Consider the following 782-nt stretch of genomic DNA (forward strand, 5'->3'; position numbering starts at 1 on the left):
CTCCGTCGCCCCTGGCCAGGCAACATCAACCATGCTTCACTAACATTCGATCTGGAGCCGCCATTGGGGGCCGGTCACGGGCCTTGGTGTTCGATCCCGGATTGCTCAAGCACTGCCACAGTGGCGAGAACCTCATCTTCACCCGGTCGGATTTCCTCAATCCGCAAGGCTCGGAACTGTTTCAGCGGCTTTCAGCCTTTGATGACCTTTACGTTCGCGATTGGGCGGCACGGCTTGCGCTGGCCTGTGGATCGAATTCCATCCGCATACCGTCGATCAAGGCGATTTTATCTGCGGCCGCAGGGCTGGACATGAGCCCGGTAACCGGAGGTCTGAGGTGGCTTCTCTATCGGGTGTCCAGTGGAGCGCCCAATATCACTCCCAATGCCCGGCCGAAGCCTGCCGTTCCCAGTCCTTCTGATCGCTCCAAGCCGGTGATTGCCAACCGAGACGACGATCCGATCAATCGCCTGAGAAAGCTGAAGACCGCCCTCGACGAGGGCCTGATCAGCCAGGCCGATTACGACGGGCAGAAGGCCAAGATCATGGAAAATTTCTGAGTGACCCGACTATCCTGACACTCTGGCCCATCACAATGGCGGGCGAAGTCTGATATTATTGTGGTAATGAAACCTACGGCTGAATGTATTTCTCGGGGAGTTCGGTCCATGCTTCTGTGTCTGAAAGATGGCTTTCTTCGCATGGTCGCGAGCGAGATTCGCAACTTCTGCCATTGGATGACCTATGCGCGTCTCCGCAGGCACGTCTTGCGCAAACGATAG

1 protein-coding gene is annotated in these 782 nt (G+C 56.9%); it reads left to right on the top strand.

The features are described from left to right. Nucleotides 1-560 (top strand): SHOCT domain-containing protein (locus tag A6A04_RS00750; RefSeq protein ID WP_245651040.1); only part of this gene is annotated, 560 nt, incomplete at its 5' end. Between the last annotated feature and the right edge of the window lie 222 nt (nucleotides 561-782).

Source organism: Paramagnetospirillum marisnigri (assembly GCF_001650715.1).
GTDB lineage: Bacteria > Pseudomonadota > Alphaproteobacteria > Rhodospirillales > Magnetospirillaceae > Phaeospirillum > Phaeospirillum marisnigri.